Below are 24,562 nucleotides of genomic sequence, written 5' to 3'. Positions count from 1 at the left end.
ACGGGAGCGTCCGGCTGTCTCGGCCGGTCCTGGTCCTGCCGAAACACAAAGGCCCTGACCGTAGGTGATCGGGCGTTTCAGCCATGCGGCCTTTCAGGTCTGGACAGTGCTGCCCAGACCCGCGGCCCTGCGCCGGGCGACGCGGGCGCGAATGGCCTCGATATCGGTGACGGGCGTCGCCGCGAACAGCTGCCGGGTGTAGGGATGGGTCGGATTGGCGAAGATTTCTTCGCGGCTGGCCTGTTCGACCGCCACACCCTTTGAAATCACCATGACATCATCGGCGATATAACGCACCACAGACAGGTCGTGGCTGACAAAGACATAGGTCAGACCCAGTTCATCCTGCAGATCCGCCAACAGGTTCAGCACCTGCGCCTGCACCGACAGGTCCAGCGCCGAGACAGGTTCATCCAGCACCAGAAGCGATGGGTTCAGCATCAGCGCCCGTGCAATGGCGATCCGCTGCCGCTGACCGCCCGAGAACATATGCGGATAGCGGTTGTAATGCTCGGGCAGCAGCCCGACCTTTTGCAGCATCGCCTTGGCGCGCTCGCGACGTTCGGCGGCGGGGACATCAGTGTTGATGACCAGCGGTTCGGTCAGGACATCGCCGATCTTCTGGCGCGGGTTCAGGCTGCCATAGGGGTTCTGGAACACCATCTGCACCTTCGAGCGCAACTGAGGGCCGGGCCGTCGGGCAGCAATATCGACGCGTTTGCCCTCGATCAGCAATTCGCCCTCGGAAGGCGCGTCGATCAGCGCAATGATCCGCGCCAGTGTCGATTTTCCTGACCCGGATTCACCCACGATTGCCAGCGTCTTGCCCTTTTGCACGGCAAAATCGATGCCGTTGACGGCCCGCACGGTGCTGGCGCGGCGCATCATGCTGCCGGGCATGTGATAATCCTGAACGATGGCGCGTCCTTCAACGACAGGGGTCATCGCAGGGTCTCCTCTTGGAAAAACTCGGCCACGGTGGGCAGGCGGTCGCCGGTGGCATGTTCGGGCAGAGCCGAAAGCAGGGCGCGCGTATAGGGGCTTTGCGGTGATTCAAACAGGCTGAGAACGTCAGCCTCTTCCATCTTGCGACCCTTGTATTGCACCACCACGCGATCCGCGGTTTCCGCGACCACGCCCATGTCATGGGTGATCAGGATCAGCCCCATGCCGTAATCCTCTTGCAGGCTCATCAGCAGATCGAGGATCTGTTTCTGGATGGTCACATCCAGCGCGGTCGTGGGCTCATCTGCGATCAGCAGACGCGGGTTGCTGGCGATGGCAATGGCGATCATGACCCGTTGGCATTGTCCGCCCGACATCTGGTGGGGATAGGATTTCAGCTTTTCTGCGGGCTCGGGAATGCCGACGGCCTCGAACAGTTCCAGCGCGCGGGCGCGCGCCGCCTTGCCGGACATGCCCAGATTGAGGCGCAGCACCTCCTCGATCTGGAAACCAACCGTAAAGGACGGATTCAGCGAGGCCACCGGTTCCTGAAAGATCATCGTGATCTCCCGTCCGATCAGCTTGCGCCGCTGCGCCGGGCTCATGGTCAACATGTCCTGACCGTCATAGCTCATCTCGTCAGCGGTGACGGTGGCGGTGTCGGGCAAAAGACCCATCACCGCCAGCATCGACACCGATTTACCCGAGCCGGATTCCCCGACGATGGCCAGAACCTCGCTGCGTTCGACCGAGACGTCGATTCCGTCCACGGCAGTGAAACTGCCGGTGGCAGTGGCGAATTTGACGGTCAGGTTACGGATGTTCAGCAATGACATGGCTCAGCTCCGCTTCAGTTTTGGGTCAAGCGCGTCACGCAGACCGTCGCCCATCATGTTGATCGCCAGAACCGAGATCAGGATGGCCAGACCCGGGAAGGTCACCACCCACCATGCGCGCAGGATGAACTCGCGCGCCTCGGCCAGCATCGTCCCCCATTCCGGAGCGGGGGGCTGTGCGCCCATGCCCAGGAATCCCAATGCGGCGGAATCCAGCACTGCCGAGGAAAAGGACAGCGTGGCCTGCACGATCAGCGGAGCAAGGCAGTTGGGCAGGATGGTCCTGAACATCAGGCGCAGGTTTCCCGCCCCGGCGACACGCGCGGCGGTGACATATTCGCGCCGCATCTCGCCCATGACGGCGGCGCGGGTCAGCCGGGCAAAATGGGGCTGATAGACGATGGCGATGGCGATCATCGCATTGGTCAGCCCCGGCCCCAGGACCGCGACCAGCACAAGCGCCAGCAGCAGCGAGGGAAAGGCCAGGATGACATCCATTACCCGCATGATCAGCGCATCGACCCAGCCGCCGAAAAATCCGGCAAGCAGACCGATGAATATCCCGCCGAAAAGGGCGATGGATACGACGACAATACCGATGAACAATGAATATTGTGCGCCAAAGATCAGCCGCGACAGCATGTCCCTGCCGACGGCATCGGTGCCCAGAAGGAATGATGTCTGCCCGCCCTCTTGCCAGAAGGGCGGCACAAGCAGGGCATCACGAAATTGCGCTGTCGGGTCATGGGGGGCCAGAAGCGGCGCAAGGACTGCTGTCAGCACCAGCAGGACAAAGATGAACAATCCCGCAACTGCGCCGCGGTTCTGGCGGAAATAGAACCAGAATTCGGCCAGCATCTGGCGGCGGATCGCGAGGGTCGAAACCTGTTCGGTATTGCTCATGATGCGCGGATCCTTGGATTGATAAGACCATAGGTCAGATCGACCAGAAGGTTGACGACCATGACCAGACCCGCAATCAGCAGCAGGCCGGATTGCACCACCGGATAGTCGCGGCGAGAGATGGAATCGATCATCCATTTGCCGATGCCCGGCCAACTGAAGATGGTTTCGGTCAGGATGGCTCCGGCCATCAATACACCGACCTGCAGGCCGATGGTGGTGACCACCGGGATCATCGCATTGCGCAGCGCGTGCACGCCGATCACCCGGCGCGAGGGCATGCCCTTGGCGCGGGCGGTGCGCACGTAGTCCTCGCCCATGACTTCCAGCATGGCCGATCGGGTCTGGCGCGCGATCACGGCCAGCGGGATCGTGGCCAGCACGACCGAGGGCAGGACAAGATGGCTGAGCGCGGATTTGAATGCACCGGCCTGCCCCGACAGCAGGCTGTCGATCAGCATGAAGCCCGTCACCTGCGGGAAATAGAACATCAGGCTGATCCGCCCCGAGACCGGCGTCCAGCCCAGAATGCCGGAAAAGAAGATGATCAGCAAAAGCCCCCACCAGAAGATCGGCATGGAAAAGCCGACCAGCGCGGTGGTCATGGAAAGCTGGTCAAACCAGCTGCCTCGCTTGATCGCGGCCAGCACCCCAACCGGCACGCCGATCAGCGTTGCCAGCAGGATCGCGCAAAGGCCCAGTTCGACCGTCGCCGGGAACAGGGCCAGAAATTCGGTCAGAACAGGCTTCTTGGTGACCAGGGAATTGCCCAGATCGCCATGCAGCAACCGTTCGAGAAAGTCGAAATACTGCATCACCAGCGGCTTGTCATAACCCAGTTGCGCGCTGAGTTCGGCATGACGCTCGGGCGACACGCCTCGCTCGCCCGCCATCAACAGCACCGGATCGCCGGGCAGGATGCGGACAAAGCCGAAGGCAATGATGGTGATCCCGAGAAAGGTGGGGATCAGATACAGCAGTTTGGAGAGGATGAAACGGACCATGGCCTCTTTCCTGAAGGAACGCGCGGGGTATCCGCCCCGCGCGTCCGTCTGGTGCCAGTAATGACGTGGTTGGCTTACTCGGCCAGATCAACGTCCTCGAAGGTGAAATCGCCAAGCGGGCTCATCTGGAAGCCCGAAACCCTGGTCGACATCGGCACATATTGCGTCGAATGCGCGATGGTGAACCAGGGGGCCTGTTCCTTGAAGATGACCTGAGCCTGTTCATACAGGCCTGTGCGCTCGGCAGGGTCAGCGGTGACCTTGGCCTGCTGCAGCAGATCCGAGAACTCCTCGTTGCACCAGAAGGCACGGTTCGCGCCGCCTTCCTTGGCGGAATCGCAGGATAGCAGCACCGACAGGAAGTTGTCAGGATCGCCATTGTCGCCCGTCCAGCCCAGGATGACCGCCCCATCGCGACCGGCTTCCATGGATTTGGACAGATATTCGCCCCATTCATAAGAGACGATCTCGGCCTTGACGCCGACCTTGGACAGGTCTTCCTGCATCAGTTCCGCCGTGCGGCGGGCATTGGGCATATAGGGCCGTTGAACCGGCATTGCCCAGATCTTCATCGACAGATCGGTGACGCCCTCGGCCTCCAGCATCGCCTTGGCGGCTTCGGGATCATAGGGATCATCCTCGATGCTGTCATTATAGGACCACATGGTCGGCGGGATGGGGTTCTTGGCCGGTTCGGCCGCGCCCTGGAATACCGCGTCGATGATGGCCTGCTTGTTGATGGCCATGTTCAGCGCCTTGCGCACCTTTGGATTGTCAAAGGGTGCCTGCGTGGTGTTATAGGCGAGATAGCCGACATTCAGACCGGGCTGTTCGTCCAGCTTCAGGTTCTCATCCGCCCGGATCGAGTCCAGATCGGCGGGCGAGGGATAGGGCATCAGGTGGCATTCGCCGGCCTTCAGCTTTTGCAGGCGCACGGCGGAATCCGGGGTGATGGCGAAGACCAGATCGTCGATCTTGGGCACCTCGCCCCAGTAATCGTCGTTCTTCTGGTAACGGATCACCGCGTCCTTCTGATAGGCCACGAATTTGAACGGCCCCGTGCCGATGGGCTTGTTGTTGAGGTCTTCCTTCGTGCCGGCTGCCTCAAGCGTGTCGGCATATTCCTTGGACAGGATCGAGGCGAAGGGCATCGCGATATTGGCCAGGAAGGGCGCTTCGGGATGGGTCAGCGTGATCTTGACGGTATAGTCGTCGATCTTCTCGATGGATTTGACCAGATTGGGCATGTCCATCGCGGTGTAATATTCATAGGTCAGCCCCGGAATATACTGATGCCACGGATGTTCGGTGTCGCCCTGGCGCAGGAACGAGAAGATCACATCATCGGCGTTGAAATCGCGGCTGGGCGTGAAGACGTCATTGGACTGCCATTTCACGCCCTGACGCAACTTGAAGGTATATTCGGTGCCGTCGGCAGAGACTTCCCAGCTTTCGGCCAGACCCGGTTCGACCTCGGTCGTGCCTTTCTTGAATTCGGTCAGACGGTTATAGATCGGGTGCGCCGATGCGTCGAATGTCGTGCCGGATGTATAGGGCGAGGGATCGAAACCTTCGGGCGACGCTTCCGAGCAATAGACAAAGGTTTTTGCTTCGGCGACGGCGGTGGTCAGGGCCAGCGCCGAAACGGCAAGAAGGCTGCGGGACAGAAATCTCATGCGAATGTTCCTTTTCGCTCACTGTTGAACGGGTGACCGCGTTATCCCCGGAAGGATTCGCAGTGCTTATTTCATAGGCATATACCCGGAAGAGGCGGGTTTTCTACTGCCTTCACATATTAGAGATAATTTTCCTGCAGGAACTGCAAGTGCGACGCAGGGTCATCCCGATCTAGCCGAAGGGGCGGTCCAGTTCGGGCGAGGGCGGGCTGAACCAGCGCGGTCCGTCCTGAGTCATGTAAACAATATCTTCCAGACGGATACCGCATTCTCCATAGACGCAAAGCATCGGCTCTATGGAAAAAACCATGCCCGGCTGCAGGGGTGTGCGGTTCCCCTTCACGATCCAGGGTTCTTCGTGGATATCCAGCCCCAGCCCGTGTCCGGTGCGATGGGGCAGGCCGGGCACCTGATAGCCGGGTCCGAAGCCCGCCTTGGTGATGACCGCGCGCGCGGCGGCGTCAACCTCTTCGCAGGCGGCGCCGGGACGGGCGGCGGCGAAAGCCGCGCGGTGGGCGGCATGTTCGATGTGCCACAGGTGCCTTTGCCGCGCCGTCGGGCTGCCAAAGACATAGCTGCGGGTGATGTCGGATTGATAACCCTGCAGGGTGCCGCCCATATCCACCAGCACCATGTCGCCATCCTGCAAAATCTGGGGATGGGGCACACCATGGGGATAGGCCGTGGCCTCTCCGAACTGCACGGCATGGAACAGCGGCTTCAGACCGGCAGCGCGATGGGCGGCATCGATGAATTGTCCGACCTCGGACGTGCTGATGCCAATACGCAGCCCGCGATGAACCGCGCGCTGAACCTGCCAACTGACATCCATCGCAGCCTGGATGATGGCGATCTCTACCGCGGATTTGACCTGTCGCAACGCCGCGATATGGTCCCCCGCGGAAGCGACCTGTCCCTCCAGTGCCGACATCATCCCGGATGCAAAGCGGAACGGCGTCGCCGGGTCCAGCGCAAGGCCGCGCCCCGGCAGATCGGCCAGATGGCGCGCCACGAGGGCATAGGGATCCTCGTCCTCTTCCCACATCAGCATCGGGCCGGGAATGCGCAGCAGGCTTTCCAGTTTCGGCGCTTCGAAGACCGGGGTCAGATAGACGGGCGGGCCATCAGCGCAGATCAGCGCGCCGTGGATGCGTTCGGACTGGCCCAGCTTCAGGCCGGTGAAATAGGTCAGCGAACTGGAGGCATCCAGCCAGACCGCTGCCAGTCCCGCGTTGCGGATCAGACCCTGCAGTGAGGTCAGCCGGTCCCGATAGGCGGTGATGGCGAAGGGCTGGACCGAGACGGGATGAAATGTCGCCAATGCGCGATCCAGATCGGTGGCGGCAGGGGCGGCGGGGCTGATGGGCATGGCGCGTCCTTTTGCTGACGTTTGCCCCAGCTTTACGCCGTGCGCGCGAAGCCTGTCGAGTTGTCACGCTGCGGCCTTTTGCCCGCCTGCACCGAGATCAGCGACTGCCCGCGACACCCTGTTCAACCAACTGCCGGATTTCTTCGCTGCCAAAGCCGAATTCTGCCAGAACCTGCTCGGTGCCTCCGCCCAGTTGCGGCACGGGCTGGTGGATGGCGCAGGGGGTCGAGCCCAGCTTGACCGGAAAACCCAGAACCGGCTGGGATGGCCCGTCCTGCCAGGGGGCCTGAAGAACCATTTCTTGCGCCTTGATCTGCGGATCCGAGAAAACCTGCGCCAGATCCTGAACGATGCCGCAGGGCACGCCGGCCTTGTTCAATATGCCCAGCCAATGCTCCTGGCTCTTTCCGGCCATGCGACCATTGATCAGGTCGCGCAATTCCTCGCGTGCGGCCATGCGCTTGGGGTTGCTGTCATAGCGGGGGTCGCTCATCACCCAGCCCAGATCCAGCGTGTCCAGAAAACGCGTCAGGATCTGGTCATGCGAATTCGCCACGGCGATCTGGCCGTCCGAACAGGTGAATAGCCCATAGGGATAGACCAGCGGGTGATCATTGCCGGTGCGGGCGGGCACCTTGTGCGTCGCGAAATATTCCGAGGACAGATAGGCCATCAGGCTGAGCAAACCGTTCACCATGGCCACTTCGACCGTCTGGCCCTGCCCGGTCCTTTCGCGCCCGATGACCGAGGCAAGAATTCCCAGGGCCGCATAGATGCCCGCAACCAGATCGCTGACCGGGGGGGCCGCGCGCATCGGCGGGCCGTCGGCTTCGCCATTCACGCCCATGAAGCCGCTCATTGCCTGAGCAATGAAATCAAAGGCGGGACGATCCTTGTAGGGGCCGGTGCTGCCATAGCCATTGATGCTGGCCACGATCAGGCGCGGGTTCAGTTCTTTCACGGCGGCTTCGCCTAGGCCCAGCTTGTCCAGCGTGCCGGGGCGGAAGTTCTCGACCAGCACGTCTGCCTCGGCCAGCAGGCGGCGCAGCACTGCCTTGCCTGCATCGCTGTAAAGATCCAGCACGACCGAGCGCTTGTTGCGGTTGAACCCGGCGAAATATCCCGAATGGCCTTCGGTCATGGTGCCTTGTGCTCGCACCGGATCGCCCTTTGGCGGCTCGATCTTGATGACATCTGCGCCCAGGTCCCCCAGGATCATCGTGCAGAATGGCCCTGACAGCACGCGCGTCAGGTCGATCACGCGCAGCCCGTCCAGCGGCCCCTTGATTGCTTCAGCCATTTGCTGTCCTCACGCTGTCCATTGCCGCGGTCTTCAGTCGCGGCCCCGCTTTCATCACCTGTCCGGGCAATTCACGCCCCACCAGTTCTTCTGCCAGTTCGGCCGCGCTGATCAGACGCTCCAGGTCCAGATCGGTCTGCACGCCGCTTTCCTCCAGCATGTAGGCCAGATCTTCGGTCGCGATATTGCCGGTGGCCCGCGGAACAAAGGGGCAGCCGCCCAGGCCGCCGATGCTGGATTCGAAATGCGTCACCCCAAGCGACAATCCGGCATAGGCGCAGGCCAGTCCGACGCCACGGGTATTGTGAAAATGCAGGGCCAGATCGACGCCCTCCAGAACCGGACGCAGGGCCTGCACGAGCTCGATGACATTTGCTGGTGTTGCCATGCCGGTGGTGTCGCCAAGGGTGATATAACCCATGCCCAGATCGCGATAGGCCTTGGCCTGATCGACGACGGCTTCGATGGCTACATTGCCTTCGAAGGGGCAGCCGAAGGCGGTCGCGATCGCACCCTGCAGGGCGGTGCCGCTGCCCTCGGCCAGGCGTGCGATCTCGGCAAATCCGGCCAGCGAGTCCGCACGGCTGCGGTTGACGTTCTTGAGATTGTGGCTTTCCGAGGCCGAGGCGAACAGCACCAGCGCATCTGCGCCGGCCTCGATGGCGGCTTCGGCGCCGCGGACATTGGGAACCAGGGCGGTCAGATGCAGGTCGTCACGCCCGCGAAATGCCGCCAGAACCTGCGCCGCGTCCCGCATCTGCGGTACCGCGCGGGGGGAAACGAATGAGGTGATCTCGAACCGGCGCAGGCCCGCACCGATCAGGGCGTGAACCAGTTCGATCTTGCGTTCTGTCGGCACGAAAACCGGCTCGGATTGCAGGCCATCGCGGGGGCCGACCTCGGTCAGGATGGCGCGCTCGGGGAATCCCTTGATCGGGGTCAGCATGCGGATTTCCTCCCATCGAAATGCCGTTGCATCAGAATGCCGAAGTGGTATACCAACGACAAGGGAGACGTCAATGACCGGATTCGAGGGCAAAAACCAGGATCAGCAAGGCCTGTTGTCGCGCCTGCGTTTCGCGATTCTGTCGCTGGAGCTGGTGCCCGGAGAGCCTGTCAGCGAACGTGCGCTGGAGGCGCAGTTCAAGGTCTCGCGCACGCCGATCCGCGAGGCGCTGTTTCATCTGGTTCGCGACGGTCTGGTCCAGCGTGAAGGGCGCAGCTATATCGTCGCGCCTTTCGATATTGCCGAAGTCGAGGAAGTTTTCACCTTTCGCGACATCGTCGAGCCGGCTGCGATCCGTCTGGCAACGCGGCTGGCTACCCCCGAGGAGATCAAGGCGATCCGCGACAGCATCAATTTCAGCCATGATGAGTTCACGCCGGAACGCTGGCTGAACATGGGGCTGGATTTTCACGTTCGTTGCGCGGCGCTGTCACGCAACAGATGCCTCGAGGCCGCCATGCAGGATGTCACCCTGCGCACATTGCGGGCGCGCTGGCTCAGCTTTGCCTCTGAGGAAGGGCGCAACAAGACCCATCGCGAACACAGTCATATTCTGGATCTGATCGCCGCAGGCGATGGCGAAGGTGCCGCCAAGGCGGTGTTGGCCCATTCGGCGGCGGTCCGGGAAGAGGTCTGCGCGGCGATCGAATCCGCGCGGCAGTTTGTCGGGCGACGCGGAGTCGTCGATAGTTAACTTTTACCAAGGGAGGAAGACAATGATCTGGAAAATGACCGGACTGAAGGCAGCGGGGCTGGCCTCGGCCTTGTTGTTCGCCGTGCCCGCCATGGCGACCGAATGCATCGCCCCGGCGGATCCCGGTGGCGGCTGGGATTTCACCTGCCGCGAAGTCGGACGTTTGCTGACCCAGCTTGAGCTGGTGGATGGCAATGTTCAGGTGACCAACATGCCCGGCGGCGTCGGCGCGGTGGCTTTCGCCAATGTGGCCGGCAAGCGTGCCGATGACGCCGATCTGCTGGTCGCCACCTCGACCGTGGGGATCACCCAGATCGCCCAGGGGAAATATCCCGCCGGTATCGACACGATGCGCTGGGTGGGCATGCTGGGTGCCGATGTCGGCGTGATCGCGGTGGATTCCGACAGCCCCTATCAGACGCTGGACGATCTGATGGCGGCGCTGAAAGAGGATGTGACCTCGGTTGCAACTGCCGGTTCGACCGGAGCGGGCGGATGGGACCATATCCGCCTGATGATGCTGGCACAGGCTGCGGGGATCGAGGATATTTCGGCCATCCGCTGGGTCCAGTTTGACGGCGGCAGCCCTGCCGTGACCCAGATGATGGGCGGTCAGGTCGGCGTTGTCTCGACCGATCTGGGCGAGATCAAGGGCTTCATCGAATCCGGCGATATCCGTGTTCTGGCGGTTCTCGCGGATGAGCCGATCTCGGCGTTCCCTGATCTGCCCACGGCCGTGTCCCAGGGATATGACGTGACCGGTTACAACTGGCGCGGTTTCTACACTGGCGGCGATGTCAGCGACGAAGACTATGCCGCCTGGGTCGAACGTCTGCAGAACCTGTATGACTCGGATGAATGGAAAGAGGTTGCCACGAACAGCGGCCTTGAACCCATCTGGCGCGGCGGCGATGATTTCGCAACCTATGTCGCACAGCAGGAAGAACAGATGGCAGACATCTCGCGCCAGATCGGGGTCATTCAGTGACCGACCGGTTGGCCGGATGTGTATTTTTCCTGTTGGCAGCCGGATATGTCTGGCTGTCAGCAGGATATACTGCGGGCTTTGGCGATCCGCTGGGGCCTGCAATCTTTCCCCGTGTGATCGGGATTCCGGCGATGATCCTGGGGGTGTCGCTGGCCGTCTGGCCGCGCCACAACGCACGTTGGGCCGATGGCGCAGGCCTGTTGCGCCAGGGCGCGGCCGTTGCGCTGTTGCTGGGCTATGCGCTGCTTCTGGAGCCGCTTGGCTTTGTGCCGGCAAGTTTCGGGGCGATCCTCGGGTTGTCGCTGATGATGGGGGCGCCGCCGGTCAAGGGGCTGCTGACCGCAGCCATTGCCGCGCCGGGGCTGTATCTTCTGTTCGATCGGATCATGGGGCTGCCCCTGCCGCTGATCGGGACGTGGTTTGGCTGACATGGAAATACTGTCTTCACTCTGGTCGGGCTTTGCCGTTGCGGCTCTGCCGATCAATCTGGCGCTGATCGTCGGAGGTTGTTTCGTCGGAACATTGATCGGGGCGCTGCCGGGGCTTGGGCCGGTCAACGGCGTGGCGATCCTGATCCCGCTGACCTTCGCCTTTGGACTGGACGCCACCTCGTCCATGATCCTGCTGGCAGCGGTCTATTACGGCTGCATGTATGGCGGGCGGATTTCGGCGATCCTGCTGAACATTCCGGGCGACGAGCCGGCGATCATGACCACGCTGGACGGCCATCCGATGGCCCGGAACGGTCAGGCGGCCGATGCGCTGGCGATTTCGGGCGTGGCCTCATTCATCGGGGCGACGCTGGCGACCATCGGGCTGACGCTGTTTGCACCGATGCTGGCCAAGGCCGCGATCTATTTCGGTCCGGCGGATTATTTCGCGCTGTATGTGATGGCCTTTGCCACCATTGGCGGGATCACCGGCACCGACCCGCGCAAGACCTTGCTGGCGGCGTTGCTGGGATTGATGCTGGGCACCGTCGGGCTGGACCCTTCGACGGGTGTGGCGCGCTATACCTTTGGCAGTTTCCATCTTTACGACGGGTTCGATGCCATCGTGGCGCTGGTCGGCCTGTTCGCGATTTCCGAGATCCTCTTCTTTCTGGAGGACAGGGCGCAGGCCAGCGGTCTGGTCCCGCCCGGCAGCGTCTTTCCGCGCCTGTCGCGCGTCAAAGAGGGGCTGGGTGCCAGTTTCCGGGGTTCTCTGATCGGCTTCGTGGCGGGGATTCTGCCCGGGGCCGGGGCTTCTCTGGGGGCTGTCATGGCCTATAGCGCCGAAAAGAGGGTCAGCGACAAGACCGGCACATTCGGTCAGGGCGATCCGCGCGGCGTAGCCGCCCCCGAGGCCGGAAACAACGCTGCCAGTGGCGGAGCCCTGATCCCGATGCTGACACTGGGTGTGCCGGGGTCGGGAACGACGGCGGTGATGCTGGCGATGCTGATCTCGTTGAATATCCAGCCCGGACCGTTGTTGTTCCAGCGCAGCCCCGATCTGGTCTGGGGGCTGGTGGCGGCGCTTTATCTGGCGAATGTCGTGCTGCTGGTGCTTAACCTGCCGTTGATAGGGATGTTCACGCGGGTTCTGGGCCTGCCGGTCTGGGGGCTGATGCCGCTGGTGGTGGCGATCAGCTATCTGGGCGTCTACGCCATTACCCATGCCGCTTTTGATCTGATGGTCATGGTCGGGTTCGGCATCCTTGGCTTCGTCCTGCGCAAGCTGGATTTCTCGCTTGTGCCGGTGGTTCTGGGACTGCTTCTGGGGATGGATATGGAAAACAACCTCAGACGGGCGTTGTCGATCTCGGGCGGTGACTTCACCATTCTGTTTCAAAGCCCGATTGCGCTGGTGATCTATGGCGTGACGGCGGGATTCCTGATCCTGTCGCTGGTGTTGTCGCGCCGCGACAGCAGGGCATGAAACGGCCCCGACTGGTCACGCGGCGCAATGTCAATGCGCCGTGGCCATGGTGACCCTGAACCGCCTGAGCGCGACAAGGAAGAACACCGCACCCAGTGCGGCCATGATGACCATGTCGGGCCAGACGATCTCGATGCCGGCCCCGCGATAGAGAATGGCCTGGGAAAAGGCGACGAAATGCGTCGAGGGGGCCAGTTGCATGACGGCTTGCAGCCATTCGGGCATGCTTTCCATCGGGGTCGTGCTGCCGGACAAGAGGTTCATCACCACCAGAACCGGCATCGCCAGCAGCCCGAACTGGGGCATCGAGGTGGTGAAGGTGGCCAGAAGGATGCCAAGCCCCGTGACCGAGACAAGATAGATCACTGCCCCCAGAACGAACAGCGGGATCGATCCGGCGATGGGCACGGCAAGGATGACCTGAACGACGATCCACAGCGACAGGATCACGCCGACAACAATGGCCAGGCCGTTGGCCCATATCTTGGCGACCATGATTTCAGATGGGGTGACGGGCATCACCAGCAGATGTTCGATGGTGCCGTGTTCACGTTCGCGGATCAGCGCGGCACCGGTCAACAGCACCGAGAGGATGGTGATGTTGTTGATGATCTGCATCACCGATGAGAACCAGACGGAATTCAGGTTCGGATTGAACTTCGAGGTGACCACCAGATCGATCGGCAGCGTGGTCGCGCTATCTTCGCCGGACAGGAACTTGGCGACCTCGGCACTGATGATCTGCTGCAGGAACACCAGACCGTTTCCGGCCTGCGCCATCGCGGTCGCATCGACATTCAGCTGAATCTCGGGCGTTCTGCCGGTCAGAACGTCGGCCTCGAAGGATGGCGGGAAAGACAGCACGAAAACGAACTCTCCACTGTCCATGACGGCTGCAATCTCGTCCAGGGCGATTTCCTGCGGCGGATTGAACTCTGGGGGCAGGATTGCGCTCAGGATGCGGCCGGTCAGCGCCGAACGGTCCTGATCGACATATGCGACCGAAGCATTCGCGACCTCGAGCTTGGCTCCGGTGGCGACCGAATAGACGGCAAAGCTGAACACATAGACGATCAGCAAGATCAGCACCGGGTCGGCGCGCAGGCTGCCAAGCTCTTTCATGCCAAGCCGGAAGACATTGCCAAGCCACTGCTTCATGTCATTTCTCCTGCTTGTCCAGTGCCAGAACGGCCATCGCGATGAACAGCACGGCAAAGCCCGCCAGGGCCAGATGATTGTGCCAGAGCTGCTGGAACCCAAGACCCTTGGTGAAAGCGCCGGTGCTGATCTGCTGATACCAGGCCGACGGAAAGGCCAGGCCGATCAGCCGCCCACCACCCGACAGCGATGAAACCGGAACCAGCAGACCCGAGAAATTCACCGCCGGAATGATCGACACGACCGCCGTGGCAAAGGTTGCGGCAACCTGCGTGCGGGTGAAGGTCGAGACCAGCACGCCAAATCCGGTGGTGGCCAGAACATACAGCAGGGTTCCGCTGAACAGCGCCGCGACCGAGCCTTTGACCGTCACGCCGAACACGCCGTATGAAATCAGGATCAAGCTCACAAAGCTGAGCATGGCGATGACGACATAGGGCAATTGCTTGCCCAGAATGAACTCGCCTCGTGTCACCGGGGTCGAGCGGAAATTCGCGATTGATCCCGTCTCCTTTTCCCGCACGACACCCATGGCCGCCATCATCGCGGGGATCAGGACCAGCATCAGCATGATCACCGAGGGGATCATCGCGAAGACGCTTTTGAAGGCTTGGTTGTAGCGGAAACGGCTTTCGACCGAGGCCGCCGACAGGGCGATGGTTTCGCCATAGTTCCGTTCGGTCTGATCGGACATATAGGACAATGCCAGACCTTCCAGATAGCCACGGGTCGTTTCGGCCCGGAAAGGCATGGCCCCATCGACGGCAATACGGACCTCTGGCCGGTCCCCGCTCAGCAGGGATTTCCCGAAGCCGGGGGGCACTTCGATCCCAAGGACAAGCTCGGCGCTTTTCATCCGGGAATCCAGTTCCGCCGCACTTTCTGCGGGGGGCTGTTCGGTGAAATATCGCGAGCCAGCAAAGCTTTCCAGCAACTCGCGGCTTTCCAGACTCTGGTCGCGGTCATAGACCGCATAGGGCAGGTGTTGCACATCGAACGAAATGCCATAGCCGAAGGTCAGCATCAGGATGATCGGGCCCAGGAAGGCGAAGGCCAATCGCATCGGATCTCGCAGGATTTCCAGCGTCTCGCGCCGCGTGAAGGCCCAAAGCCTGTCCGGGTCAAAACTGCGGTTGCGCTTTTGCCGCGGTTGCGGCTGGGCGGTCCCGGTTTGGGATGAGGCGCGGCCTGCATCGCCCGCCGCGTCGCGCAGATAGCCGACGAAAGCGGTCTCCAGATCGTCGGTGCCCTTGTTGGCGGCAAGTTCGGCGGGCGTTCCGATGGCCAGAACCTTTCCCGCATGCATCAACGAAATGCGGTCACAGCGTTCGGCCTCATTCATGAAATGGGTCGAGACAAAGATTGTTACGCCTTCGTCGCGCGACAGCTTGATCAGATGTTGCCAGAACCCGTCCCGTGCGACCGGATCGACGCCCGAGGTGGGTTCGTCGAGGATCAGGACTTCGGGCGCATGCAGCACGGCAACGGCAAGCTGAAGTCGCTGGCGGATTCCAAGCGGCAGGCCGTCGGGGCGCTTGTCGGCATCACTGGCCAGATCGAAGCTGCGCAGCATTTCCGCAACCCGACCGGCACGGGTCTCGACGGGCAGCTGGTAGAGCTGGGCATGGAGCTCGAGGTTCTGGCGAACCGTCAACTCGCCATAAAGCGAGAAGGCCTGCGACATGTAGCCGACGCGCTGACGGGTGGCCATGTCGTCGGCGTTCAGCGGCTGACCAAACAGCAGCGCCTTGCCTTCGGTGGCTTTCTGCAAGCCGGTCAGCATCTTCATGGTCGTGGTCTTGCCGCAACCGTTCGAGCCAAGGAATCCAAAGATCTCGCCGGGTTCGATCTGGAAATCGACGTGATCGACAGCGGTGAAATCGCCGAAACGACAGGTCAGGCCCCGGGCCTCGATCGCGGGCGGGCCGCTGGCGGGGGGGCGTGGCGGCACGACGACGGCGCGATGCCCCTGCCGCTGCTTTTCGGGCAGCATCGAGATGAAGGCCTTTTCCAGCGTAGGCTGGCCCGAGGCGGCCAGGATCTCGGCGGGCGATCCGGTTGAAATCACCTCGCCCGCGTTCATGGCGGCCAGCCAGTCAAAGCGCGCGGCCTCTTCCATATAGGCAGTGGCGACGATCACGCTCATTGCAGGTCGCGCATCGCGGATATGGCTGATCAGATCCCAGAACTGCTGGCGGGACAGCGGATCGACGCCGGTGGTCGGCTCGTCAAGGATCATCAGGTCGGGATCATGGATCAGGGCCGAGCAGAGCGAGAGTTTCTGCTTCATGCCTCCCGACAGCTTGCCCGCTGGCCGGTCGGGGAAGGGATCAAGCCCGGTGGCGGTCAGCAGGTTCTGGATGCGCGCGCGGCGCTCGGCCTCGGGTTGTCCGAAAAGGCGTCCGAAGAAGTCGAGGTTTTCCGTGACCGTCAGCGTGGGATAGAGGTTCCTGCCCAGCCCCTGCGGCATATAGGCGATACGATGATTGCAGGCCTTCAGGTGATCGCGCGCGGTGATATCGCCGCCCAGCACCGTCAACTTGCCACTTTGCAGCTTTCTGACACCCGAAATCAGCGCCAGCAGCGACGATTTCCCGACCCCGTCAGGGCCGATCAGCCCGGCCATGCAGCCTGCCGGAATATCCAGCGTTACCTCTGACAGCGCCTTGGTGGCGCCATACAGATGGGTGACTGCAGAGAGGCTGGCGACCGGAACAGAGATCATTTCGGCAACTTCACTGTCAGCATCTCGGGCCAGGGGGTGGCGCTGTCCGTGCGCACATAGCCCATTCCGGCAACACCTGCCTTGGCTTTCTCCTGATATTCCTTCAGCAGATCTTCGGGGATGGTCAGCTTGACCCGGAACATCAGCTGATCACGCTCATCCGACGTTTCGACGGATTTGGGCGTGAACTGGGCCGTGCTGGAGACAAAGGTGACGGTTGCGGGGATCACGTAGTCCGGGATCGGGTCAAGGATGATGCGTGCCTCGGAGCCAATGGCCAGCAATCCGGCATCATGGGCGGGCAGGAAGATCGTCATGTAGATATCGGTCAGATCGGTCAGGGTCACGACCTTGCCGCCTGCGCTGACGACTTCGCCGGCCTTGGCAAGGATATATTGGACGCGGCCATCATGGGGTGCCACCAGATTGGCGTCGGCGCGCACACTTTGAAGCTGTTCGACTGTCGCCTCGGCCGCGGCAATGGTGGCCTGGGCCAGATCGATTCCGGCTTCGGCTGCGGCCACACCAGCCTCGGCCGTCGTCAGCGCGGTTCGGGCCTGATCGACCTGTTCCTGGGAAACATGACCCTTCTCGGCAAGCCTCTCGGCCCGGGCAAATTCGGATTGGGCAAACTGCAATTCCGAACGGCGCTGGTTCAGCAGCGCTTCGGCCTGAATCTTTTGCTGCTCGGCCTGATGGACGGCGGCTTCGGCCTGATGCAATTGCGCGTCGATCTCGGCCGTGTCCAGACGCGCGACCAGATCACCTGCCTTGACCCATTGGCCTTCGTCAACATTGACCTCGGCGATGCGCCCGGCCATCTTGGATGCGACATCGATGCGCTCGGCCTCGATCCGGCCGTTCGAACCGGCGATCCCCGCCGGAAGTTCGCTGGATTGGACATTCAACCAGATGGCGTATGCCGCGCCCGCCAGAATGATGAGGGCGGCAGCGATGGCGCCATAGCGCTTCCATTGCATTGGCTTTCTCCGGATCTCGGGGTGAGTGAACACGCATGTTCCACGATTCCGACAGCAAGACATTGCCGGGGACAGGCATGCCCATGGCCGATCTGTGGGGTTGTCGGATGCATTGACTGGATTTCATTCCTAGGTTTCCCAGAACGGCTTCCTGTCTATTCCGGTCGGCATCTTGGCGATTTGATCAGGATCAATGATTCTTCATTGGGATCGGATAAACAGGCATAAACACTCGAAAGGAGTCGGAGCGATGAGCCATGCGATATCAAAAGCCGCAAATGCGCCCGATGAGCCTACCCCCAAAGAGTCTACCGACGTAAAGGCGCTGAACAGGGTGGCCTTGCCGCCAAGCGTTCTGGCCGAGAAGCTGGCCGAGGGACTGCCGCTGAACACCTATATGGGGCAGGCAGATATGTCGGAATTCCTGGATCGCGCCCTGAAGGCAAGGATTGCACGCTTGACCAAGGGGCTTTCTCCGGCGGCGCTGGCCGGGGCCTATCTGGATTGGCTGGCCCATCTGGCGATTTCTCCGGGCAAGCAGATCGACATCACGGAAAAGGCATTCCAGAAATGGCTGCGGCTTTCATGCTATGGCACCACTTGCGCCGCGACCGGCGGCAAGGGCGAACCATGTATCGACCCGCTGCCGCAGGACCGCAGGTTCAGGGGCGAGGCCTGGCAGAAATGGCCCTATAACTACATCTATCAGTCCTTTCTGCTGAACCAGCAATGGTGGCACAACATCACCACCGGCGTGCGTGGCGTGACCAAGCAGCATGAAAATGTCATGGAGTTTGCCTCGCGGCAGACCCTCGACATGTTTTCGCCGACCAATTTTCTTGCGACCAACCCCGAGCTGCAGAAGCGGACCCTTGAAGAAGGCGGGCGCAATTTCCTGCGCGGCTTCCAGAACTGGCTGGAAGATCTGAAGCGCCAGCAAAGCGGCGAACCGCCGGCGGGTGCAGAAGCCTTCCGTCCGGGGCATGAGCTTGCCGTGACACCGGGAAAGGTCGTCTACCGCAACCATCTGATCGAGCTGATCCAATACACGCCGACGACCAAGACGGTCAGGCCGGAGCCGGTTCTGATCGTGCCGGCGTGGATCATGAAATACTATATCCTCGACCTCTCGCCGGAAAACTCGATGGTGAAATTCCTGGTCGGGCAGGGATATACCGTCTTCATGATCTCATGGCGCAATCCGGGCGTCGAGGACCGCGATCTGGGAATGGATGATTATCGCAGGATGGGCGTCATGGACGCGATCTCTGCGGTACAGGGCATCGTGCCGGATCAGAAGATCCACGGGGTCGGCTATTGTCTTGGGGGCACATTGCTGTCGATTGCCGCGGCGACCATGGCCCGCGACGGGGATGATTTCCTTGCATCGCTCAGTTTCTTCGCCTCGCAGATCGATTTCACCGAACCGGGTGAATTGCAGTTGTTCATCAACGAAAGTCAGTTGGCTTTCCTTGAGGACATGATGTGGGAGCAAGGCTATCTGGACACGACGCAGATGTCCGGTGCCTTCCAGATGATCGGATCGGCGGATCTGATCTGGTCACGGATCCTGCACAACTATCTGATGGGCGAGGCTCCGGTGATGTTCGACCTGCTGGCCTGGAACGCCGATGGCACACGGATGCCCTATCGGATGCATTCCGAGTATCTGCGCTCGCTCTATATGAACAACGATCTGACAGAGGGGCGATTCACGGTGAACGGGCGTCCGATCTCGGTCACCGATATCCGCGTTCCGGTGTTCTCGGTGGGCACGGTCAAGGATCATGTCGCGCCATGGCGGTCGGTCTACAAGATGCATCTCTATCTGGACACGGAACTGACCTTCGTCCTGACCAGCAAGGGACATAACGCGGGCATCGTGTCCGAGCCGGGCCACGAGGGGCGCAGCTATCAGATTGCCACGGTCAGACATGATGATCACTATGTCGATCCCGAAACATGGGCCGAACAGACGCCGAAGAAAGACGGCTCGTGGTGGCTTGATTGGGTGTCATGGCTTGGCGAACGGTCGGGGGCACCGGTTGCCCCCCCGGCCATGGGCAAGGCGCTGGCCGATGCGCCCGGAACATATGTCTTCCAGAAATAAACGTCCTGGTCGCAACGAAAGGCTGAACCATGAGATTGCTTGAAGGAAAACGCGGTCTCGTCGTCGGGATCGCCAATGAACATTCGATTGCCGCCGGATGCGCGCAGGCCTTTGTACGCGACGGGGCCGAGTTGGCGGTGACCTATCTCAACGACAAGGCAAGGCCCCATGTCGAGCCGGTTGCCACGGATTTGAACGCCCGGCTGCTGATGCCGCTGGATGTCACATCCGACACGCAGATGGATGCGCTGTTCAAGGCGATTGACGCCCAATGGGGGCAGTTGGACTTTCTGCTGCATGCGGTCGCCTATTGTCCCCAAAAGGATCTGCATGGCAGCGTGGTTGACTGTTCGCGTGAAGGATTTGGCGTGGCGATGGATGTGTCGGTGCATTCCTTCATTCGGCTGGCACGCAGGGCGCGACCGCTGATGAAGAATGGCGGCTGCCTGCTGACTGTCAGCTATTACGGTGCCGAGAAAGTCGTCGATCATTACAACGTGATGGGGCCGGTCAAGGCCGCGCTGGAATCCACCGTCAAATACATGGCGGCCGAACTGGGCCCCGAGGGCATTCGCGTCAATGCCGTTTCTCCGGGTCCGGTGATGACCCGCGCGGCCTCGGGCATTGCGCATTTCGACAGGCTGATCGATGAGGCGCGAGACCGTGCGCCGCAGCATCGTCTGGTCACGATAGAAGATGTCGGGAATATGGCTGCGGGTCTGGTCAGTTCCTCGGCGCGCAATGTGACCGGCAATATCGCTTATGTCGATGCGGGCTATCACGTCATGTCCTGAAACCGGAAAGGTCGACCCGATGCAATATATAGAGAACAGGACCTTCGACGAAATTCAGGTCGGTGACAGCGCCGAGCTGACCCGCAAGCTGAAGGCCGAGGATATCGAGCTGTTCGCGGTGATGTCGGGCGATGTGAACCCCGCTCATGTCGACGAGGACTATGCGCGCTCGGACATGTTTCATGAAATCATCGCCCATGGCATGTGGGGCGGGGCGCTGATTTCGGCGGTTCTGGGCACCGAACTGCCGGGCCCGGGTACGATCTATCTCAACCAGAACCTCAGTTTCCGTCGTCCGGTTGGCCTTGGCGATACGGTGACAATCCGCGTCACCGTCGCCTCAAAGGATCCCGAAACCCATCGCATGATCCTGGATTGCCTTTGCTCCAATCAGGACGGCGAGGCGGTCATCACGGGTCAGGCCGAGGTCATTGCGCCAACCGAAAAGGTCCGCCGCCCGCGCGTCGTCCTGCCCGAGGTCCATCTTCACGAGAGCGGCGCACGCTATCGCGAACTGATTGCAGCGACACATGAGCTTGCGCCGGTGCGCACTGCCGTGGTGCATCCTTGCGATGACATCTCGTTGACAGGCGCTCTGGAAGCCGGCTCGCAGGGGTTGATCGTGCCGGTCCTGATCGGGCCGCGCGCGAAGATCGAGGCCGCCGCGCGGGATGCGCAGCGCAGTCTTGAGGGGATCGAGATCATTGATGTGCCCCACAGCCATGCCGCCGCCGAACATGCGGTCGAGATGGCCCGCAGGGGCGAGGTCGACTGCCTGATGAAGGGCAAACTGCATACGGATGAATTGATCACGCCGGTTGTCGATCGCGCCCATGGGCTGCGCACCGAACGGCGGATGAGCCATGTCTTCGCGCTGGACGTGCCACATTATCCCAAGCCGCTTTTCATCACCGATGCGGCGATCAATATCTCGCCCGATCTGGATACCAAGCGCGACATTGTGCAGAACGCCATAGAACTGGCACAGGCATTGGGTGTCGAACGGCCCAAGGTGGCGATCCTCTCGGCGGTCGAGACGGTCTATCCCAAGATTCCCTCGACACTGGATGCTGCCGCCCTTTGCAAGATGTGGGATCGCGGCCAGATCACTGGCGGCGTGCTGGACGGTCCGCTGGCCTTTGACAACGCCGTGTCGAAATCGGCTGCCGAGGCCAAGGGCATTGTCTCGGAGGTCGCGGGTGATGCCGATATTCTGGTCGTGCCCGATCTGGAAGCGGGCAACATGCTGGCCAAGCAGTTGATTCATCTGGCCGGGGCCGAGTCGGCGGGGATCGTTCTTGGTGCGCGTGTTCCGATCATGCTGACCAGTCGCGCCGATGGCGTGATGTCGCGGCTGGCCTCGGCCGCCATGGCGCAGCTTTTCATCCATCACAGCCGCGACGTCGCCACATAGGCGACGTCAGATCCGAAGTTGCGACGGACCAGCGCCTTTGCCGGGGGCGTTCCGCCCTGCAACCGGAACAGCTCAGAGGATGACGTCGTCCCGCCCGATCGACTGTGTATTCACCTTGCCCGCCAGGCCCATCGTGGTGCGCAGTTCCTTTTGCAGGATGTTCAGCAGTGTCGTGACACCTGCCTGTCCCTGGGCACCCAGAGCATAAACCATGGCGCGCCCCAGAAGGACGCCCGAGGCGCCAAGTGCACGCGCCCGGAAAATGTCCATTCCGCTGCGCACCCCTGAATCCAGCATCAGTTCGACGCGCTCACCCACGGCATCCGCGATACGGGGCAACCACCGGATCGAGCTGCCCGCGCCGTCCAGCTGACGACCGCCGTGATTGGACACCACGATGGTCCTGATATCCAGTTCCGCGGCGATCCGGGCGTCCTCGACATCCATGATGCCCTTGAGGATGATCGGCCCTCCCCATTCCTTGCGGATCCATTCAATGTCCTTCCAGTCCAGTGCCGGGTCCACCATTTCTGCGGCCCAGACCAGCAGGCTGCTGAGGTCGTCGACGCCTTTCGCATGGCCGATGACATTTCCAAAGCTGCGATAGGGGGTTCTGGCCATCTCATAGGCCCAGCCCGGTTTCGTGGCGATGTTCAGCAGGTTGCGAAGGTTGGGGCGAATGGACAGCTGGTTCTTGATATCCTTGTGGCGCTGTCCCAGCATCGACAGATCCATGGTCACGACCAGCGCCGAGCATTTCGCGGCCTTGGCGCGCTGGATCAGGTCACGAACGAATTCGCGGTCCTTGACGACATAGAGCTGAAACCAGAATGGTGCCCCGGTCGCCTCGGCGACCTGCTCCATCGAGCAGATCGACATGGTGGACAGGGTAAAGGGGACACCAAAATCCCGCGCGGCGCGGGCTACCTTGATTTCGCCCCCGGCATTCTGGATACCCAGCATGCCCACCGGCGCGAATCCGGCGGGGATGGCGGCGGCGGCGCCGGCCATTCGGGTCGATGTATCGATATCCGAAATGTCGATGCCGACCCGCTGGCGGATCTGGATGCTTTGAAAATCCGTCTCGTTCCGGCGAAAGGTGCTTTCCGTGTAAGACCCTGATTCCGCGTAATCATAGAACATCCGCGGCACACGGCGTCGGTAAAGCTGACGCATGTCCTCGACACAGGTTACGGTGGTCATTCGCCCTCTCCTTATGCCATTCCGACCTGAACCTGATTGGGCCGCATGTCGTCTGGGCGGGACATCAGGATTTCGGTCAACTGTTGGCGCAATTCGGCATGGGCGGGATCGTCGAACAGATTCGTCAACTCGTCTGGATCCCTGGCCAGATCATACATTTCGCCGGCTCCGGATTTCAGATCCATCGTCAGCTTTGCCGTCTTGCTGCGAACCGTGCGCAGCGACAGTCCGACGCCCACCCGACCGGGCAGCAATTCCCATTCGCTGAGCGCGGCTTCGCGCGTGCCATCGCCCGACAGCACGTCGCGCATGGACCGGCCATGGATCGGCATCAGGCTTTCGGCACCGGCCCAGTCCATGAAGGTCGCCCCCAGGTCCAGTGTCGACAGGGGTTCGTGACAGGTCTTGCCCGCCGGGATATCCGGCCCTTTGACGATGGCGCCGACGTTGAGAAGTCCTTCGAAGGGCATCGGCCCCTTCAGGACAAGCCCGTGATCTCCCAGCCAGTCGCCGTGATCGGCCGTGTAGACGATATAGGTGTTGTCGGCCAAACCCTGTCGCTCCAACTCGATGAGGATCCGGCCGACCGAATGGTCGATCAGCGCGATCTGGCCATAGGTATTGGCGATGATCTCGCGCAGATGCTCGTCCGAGACCTCGGGCATCCTTGAGTATTTCTCGCGGATTTCCTTGTGCTCGCTGGGAATCTCGGTTTCGACGGCTGCCTTGTGCCACCATGGACGCCCGGTGAAATCCCGGCGGCGATGCCGGGGCAGGTCGACCTCTTCGGGGCGGTGCAACGAGGCCCATGGCTCGGGCGCGTCGAAAGGATGGTGAGGGTCGGGGAAGGACACCCAGAGACAGAAGGGCTGGGTGTGATCACGTCTGAGATAATCGATGGCGCGATCGGCAATCCAGGTCGAATTATGCCAGGCCACCGGCAGTTTCGACGACCAGACCTGGGGCGCCCCCTTGTGATCACGAGAGCTTTCCCAGAGCAGCTTGTTCTTTTCCTCGCCACGGCCATCGGAATAATACCATTCCTCATAGGCCAGCCCGCGCGGCGGCTGTTCGGGCAGCCACCAGTTGTGCCCCACCAGCACCAGCTCGGCATGGTCAAAGCCCATATAGGGGCCGCGCCAGTCGGCCGGGACTTCCGCCGAGCCGGGAATGCTCTCGGGGCGGCCGGTTTCCTCGAAGACATGATAGGTCGAGAAATGCGCCTTGCCGATCTTGGCGGTGTGATAGCCTGCGGCTGACAGCGATCCGGCAAAGCCCTTCTCGCCGATTTCCGGGTCCAGATCGATGCCGTTGTCATGCACGCCGTGGGTGCGTGGCAACAGTCCGGTCAGGATAGAGGCGCGCGCCGGCTGGCAGACCACGCAGGGGGTGATCACAGTTTCAAGGCTGGTGCCCTCGCGTGCCAGCATGTCAAGATGCGGGGTCTGGACATTGCGGCCGCGAAACCCATAGCAGTCGCTGCGTTGCTGATCGGCGGTGATGAACAGGATGTTCGGCCTGGAAGCGGATTCTTTCAACT

At 61.6% G+C, this 24,562-nt stretch carries 20 protein-coding genes; 7 read left to right on the top strand and 13 right to left on the bottom strand.

All coding sequences use genetic code 11. The annotated features are described in order from the left end of the window. Positions 1-93: 93 nt before the first annotated feature. The 8 genes from JHW44_RS19935 to JHW44_RS19900 form a co-directional block, all read right to left on the bottom strand. Positions 94-945 carry an ATP-binding cassette domain-containing protein gene (locus JHW44_RS19935; RefSeq protein WP_089345253.1) on the bottom strand — a complete coding sequence of 284 codons (852 nt, stop codon included), beginning with the start codon at positions 943-945 and terminating at the stop codon, positions 94-96. Then, positions 942-1,781 carry an ABC transporter ATP-binding protein gene (locus JHW44_RS19930; protein ID WP_089345254.1) on the bottom strand — a complete coding sequence of 280 codons (840 nt, stop codon included), beginning with the start codon at positions 1,779-1,781 and terminating at the stop codon, positions 942-944. The genes JHW44_RS19935 and JHW44_RS19930 overlap by 4 nt, the downstream gene beginning before the upstream one ends. 3 nt (positions 1,782-1,784) lie before the next feature. Next, the gene (locus JHW44_RS19925) at positions 1,785-2,684 is read right to left on the bottom strand and encodes an ABC transporter permease subunit (protein WP_089345255.1); all 900 of its coding nucleotides are present in this window, start codon (positions 2,682-2,684) and stop codon (positions 1,785-1,787) included. Then, complete coding sequence (locus JHW44_RS19920) at positions 2,681-3,688, bottom strand: ABC transporter permease subunit (protein WP_089345256.1); 1,008 nt, start codon at positions 3,686-3,688, stop codon at positions 2,681-2,683. Before JHW44_RS19920 ends, JHW44_RS19925 begins: the two co-directional genes overlap by 4 nt. Before the next feature lie 74 nt (positions 3,689-3,762). Then, positions 3,763-5,364, bottom strand: coding sequence for an ABC transporter substrate-binding protein (locus JHW44_RS19915; RefSeq protein WP_089345257.1), 1,602 nt, complete (start codon positions 5,362-5,364; stop codon positions 3,763-3,765). Positions 5,365-5,536: 172 nt separating this feature from the next. Beyond that, a complete protein-coding gene (locus JHW44_RS19910) occupies positions 5,537-6,733 on the bottom strand; it encodes a M24 family metallopeptidase (protein WP_089345258.1) in 1,197 nt (398 codons plus the stop codon). Positions 6,734-6,830: 97 nt separating this feature from the next. Beyond that, the gene (locus JHW44_RS19905; RefSeq protein WP_089345259.1) at positions 6,831-8,033 is read right to left on the bottom strand and encodes a CaiB/BaiF CoA transferase family protein; all 1,203 of its coding nucleotides are present in this window, start codon (positions 8,031-8,033) and stop codon (positions 6,831-6,833) included. Then, the gene (locus JHW44_RS19900; protein ID WP_089345260.1) at positions 8,026-8,979 is read right to left on the bottom strand and encodes a hydroxymethylglutaryl-CoA lyase; all 954 of its coding nucleotides are present in this window, start codon (positions 8,977-8,979) and stop codon (positions 8,026-8,028) included. Before JHW44_RS19900 ends, JHW44_RS19905 begins: the two co-directional genes overlap by 8 nt. A 73-nt stretch (positions 8,980-9,052) precedes the next feature. On the opposite strand from JHW44_RS19900, the gene JHW44_RS19895 reads away from it, so the two are divergent. From JHW44_RS19895 to JHW44_RS19880, 4 genes are read left to right on the top strand one after another with little or no spacing between them, the layout of a single operon-like run. After that, positions 9,053-9,733: a GntR family transcriptional regulator gene (locus JHW44_RS19895; protein ID WP_179217759.1), complete on the top strand. Its 681-nt coding sequence runs from the start codon at positions 9,053-9,055 to the stop codon at positions 9,731-9,733. Positions 9,734-9,767: 34 nt separating this feature from the next. After that, positions 9,768-10,721, top strand: coding sequence for a Bug family tripartite tricarboxylate transporter substrate binding protein (locus JHW44_RS19890; RefSeq protein ID WP_089345298.1), 954 nt, complete (start codon positions 9,768-9,770; stop codon positions 10,719-10,721). Beyond that, entirely contained in the window at positions 10,718-11,149 is a 432-nt protein-coding gene (locus JHW44_RS19885) for a tripartite tricarboxylate transporter TctB family protein (RefSeq protein ID WP_089345262.1), read from the top strand. Before JHW44_RS19890 ends, JHW44_RS19885 begins: the two co-directional genes overlap by 4 nt. Before the next feature lies 1 nt (position 11,150). After that, on the top strand, positions 11,151-12,638 hold the full coding sequence (locus JHW44_RS19880; RefSeq protein WP_089345263.1) for a tripartite tricarboxylate transporter permease: 1,488 nt from the start codon (positions 11,151-11,153) through the stop codon (positions 12,636-12,638). Between the two features lie 30 nt (positions 12,639-12,668). Here the strand turns inward: JHW44_RS19880 and JHW44_RS19875 are convergent, their stop codons facing one another. The 3 genes from JHW44_RS19875 to JHW44_RS19865 are packed head-to-tail and all read right to left on the bottom strand — an operon-like array spanning position 12,669 to position 17,501. Further along, complete coding sequence (locus JHW44_RS19875; RefSeq protein WP_089345264.1) at positions 12,669-13,796, bottom strand: ABC transporter permease; 1,128 nt, start codon at positions 13,794-13,796, stop codon at positions 12,669-12,671. Position 13,797: 1 nt separating this feature from the next. Further along, positions 13,798-16,521, bottom strand: a complete 2,724-nt coding sequence (gene rbbA, locus JHW44_RS19870) for a ribosome-associated ATPase/putative transporter RbbA (protein WP_089345265.1) — start codon at positions 16,519-16,521, stop codon at positions 13,798-13,800. Next, positions 16,518-17,501 carry an HlyD family secretion protein gene (locus JHW44_RS19865; RefSeq protein WP_089345266.1) on the bottom strand — a complete coding sequence of 328 codons (984 nt, stop codon included), beginning with the start codon at positions 17,499-17,501 and terminating at the stop codon, positions 16,518-16,520. The genes rbbA and JHW44_RS19865 overlap by 4 nt, the downstream gene beginning before the upstream one ends. Positions 17,502-17,898: 397 nt before the next feature. On the opposite strand from JHW44_RS19865, the gene JHW44_RS19860 reads away from it, so the two are divergent. From JHW44_RS19860 to JHW44_RS19850, 3 genes are read left to right on the top strand one after another with little or no spacing between them, the layout of a single operon-like run. Beyond that, complete coding sequence (locus JHW44_RS19860; protein WP_089345299.1) at positions 17,899-19,611, top strand: PHA/PHB synthase family protein; 1,713 nt, start codon at positions 17,899-17,901, stop codon at positions 19,609-19,611. A 29-nt stretch (positions 19,612-19,640) separates the two neighbouring features. Next, positions 19,641-20,405: an enoyl-ACP reductase FabI gene (fabI, locus tag JHW44_RS19855; RefSeq protein ID WP_089345267.1), complete on the top strand. Its 765-nt coding sequence runs from the start codon at positions 19,641-19,643 to the stop codon at positions 20,403-20,405. A 19-nt stretch (positions 20,406-20,424) separates the two neighbouring features. After that, complete coding sequence (locus JHW44_RS19850) at positions 20,425-21,819, top strand: bifunctional enoyl-CoA hydratase/phosphate acetyltransferase (RefSeq protein WP_089345268.1); 1,395 nt, start codon at positions 20,425-20,427, stop codon at positions 21,817-21,819. Between the two features lie 72 nt (positions 21,820-21,891). Here the strand turns inward: JHW44_RS19850 and JHW44_RS19845 are convergent, their stop codons facing one another. Further along, on the bottom strand, positions 21,892-23,022 hold the full coding sequence (locus JHW44_RS19845; protein WP_089345269.1) for an alpha-hydroxy acid oxidase: 1,131 nt from the start codon (positions 23,020-23,022) through the stop codon (positions 21,892-21,894). An 11-nt stretch (positions 23,023-23,033) separates the two neighbouring features. Beyond that, positions 23,034-24,560 carry a sulfatase-like hydrolase/transferase gene (locus tag JHW44_RS19840; RefSeq protein ID WP_089345270.1) on the bottom strand — a complete coding sequence of 509 codons (1,527 nt, stop codon included), beginning with the start codon at positions 24,558-24,560 and terminating at the stop codon, positions 23,034-23,036. Between the last annotated feature and the right edge of the window lie 2 nt (positions 24,561-24,562).

The sequence above is a fragment of the Paracoccus seriniphilus genome (genome assembly GCF_028553745.1).
GTDB lineage: Bacteria > Pseudomonadota > Alphaproteobacteria > Rhodobacterales > Rhodobacteraceae > Paracoccus > Paracoccus seriniphilus.
The sequence above is the reverse complement of the archived record's forward strand: the minus strand, read 5'-3'. Positions and strand labels throughout refer to the sequence as shown.